This window comes from Shewanella sp., assembly GCF_051658185.1.
Lineage (GTDB): Bacteria > Pseudomonadota > Gammaproteobacteria > Enterobacterales > Shewanellaceae > Shewanella.
In genome coordinates this window covers 1-1,615 of the sequence record NZ_JBOFMC010000088.1, presented here as the reverse complement: position 1 = coordinate 1,615, position 1,615 = coordinate 1, and the positions used below count along the sequence as shown (strand labels likewise).

Annotated in this window: 1 protein-coding gene and 1 pseudogene; one reads left to right on the top strand and one right to left on the bottom strand. The window is 49.0% G+C overall.

Features of this window, described 5'->3' with window-relative positions; all coding sequences use genetic code 11:
- A pseudogene (locus tag ACRCZA_RS03870) lies at window positions 1-107 on the top strand (oxidoreductase); the annotation flags it as partial.
- 247 nt (window positions 108-354) lie between these two features.
- Here the strand turns inward: ACRCZA_RS03870 and ACRCZA_RS03865 are convergent.
- Complete coding sequence (locus tag ACRCZA_RS03865) at window positions 355-1,203, bottom strand: D-hexose-6-phosphate mutarotase (RefSeq protein ID WP_438673162.1); 849 nt, start codon at window positions 1,201-1,203, stop codon at window positions 355-357.
- Between the last annotated feature and the right edge of the window lie 412 nt (window positions 1,204-1,615).

Sequence of the window (1,615 nt, the reverse complement as noted above, 5' to 3'; positions counted from 1 at the left end):
TACTTACTGCATTAGTCGACCAATTTTACTCTGAAGTGCAGGCCATGGGAGGCAGCCGCTGGGATACTTCAAGTCTATTAGCTCGATTAGAACAATCGGCGAAATAAGCTAATCCCACCCAAGCGTGTGGCAGTTTGCGTGAGGCTAATGGCGCCACCCTTTAGCCTTTGGCTTATTGCACCGACCTTGGCTATGCCGTCTGCTGTTATGGTGTTGCGCGCGTGCGCCGTGATGTGACCCAAAGCGAAGAATCACTCTGCCATAACAGGACATCTTAGATAAAAGGGGCGTGGAAGGTTGCCCGCCAAGGGTGACGGGCTACTTTGGCGATGACTAAAGTCGGCTGGTTGCCGCTTAGTCTTTCCAGCGGATATGGGTGACTAAGCTGTGGGTTTCGCCCGGTGCCAGTTCTAGCTTATCCTCTAACACATTGGCGGCTTCTAAACACAGCATTGTGAGATAGTCGTTATCATTGAACCTTGCAAGACGTTTGGATTTTTCAATCCATGGGTTCCATAGCACCGCCGAGCGGCTATTTTCGCGGCTGACTTCGATAATACCCTGTGGGGTATGCAGTAACTGGACGGGCCCAAGTTCGGTGTAAACGCGATCGGTTTCTCGATCAAATTGCACTTCATCTGTGGTTTGCGAATAGGGACCTTTGGCAAATTCGATGTATTTCGCGCCACTAAAACCACTTGCCGTTACTTGATGGATATCCTCAATAGGGAAATAACTGTGCAGTGCTTGGGTGAGCGATATGGTCTGCTTGCCAAGGTTCGTGTTCACCAAGCTGATGCTTAAGGTATCGCCGAGGCTGAATAGCACGCTGACTTCGGTATTATGGGGCCAATAGTGCTTATCTTCCTCACTGATCTTTAAGTCAAAACGTAAATCGACCCATTGATTACGCATTGCTACCGAACTTAAGTTCCAGATCCGCGTGCGGGCAAATCCATGTTGTGGAAAGCCTGCTTCGGTGCTCATGCCAAACCAAGGCCAGCATACGGGCACGCCACCGCGGATCCCATTCCCTGGTTGGTAATCGTCAGCCTCAGAGACCCATAATAGCGGCGGTTTACCTGTGGGTTGAAAGTGATCGATTTGCGCGCCCTGTAAAAATATTCTGGCTTGGCACAATGCCGTATTGATTTCGACGTAATCAAGTCCGTTTGCGTGCTTTTTAGTGGTGACTGAACCCATAGTGATAGTATCCTCAACCCTGATGATGTATCAGAAATATAAGTACTTAGCTTACAAACTTTTGTGGCGGAGTATAAGGCCTTGCTGCGATCAATTTTGTTTTTGCGCCGTGTTGCTATCAATCTTACCCTACTGAGTGCTGTTTATTTAGGCAAGCCTCGTTTAAGCGCTCAGCGTTAACGCGCTAAGATGTCCCGTGGAATAAGCCCAAGGGCAGCAATCAGCCAGTCTAGCAAGCATCACAAGGTGACTATCCATTGCTTGTCGGTGGTATTACATCGTGATCTGCAAGATGCATTGAATGACGTTGGCTCGTTCACTGCCGCACTGGCAGCTTAGAAAAAAGCATGACTATGCCTTTGTGGATGGGGTACCTCTCTGGTGTCGCGGGTCGTTATGAAGGAGATATACC

Bases quoted from the DNA above. Each gene is read 5' to 3' on its own strand.
- ACRCZA_RS03865 (WP_438673162.1), bottom strand. From the start codon at position 1,203: ATGGGTTCAGTCACCACTAAAAAGCACGCAAACGGACTTGATTACGTC.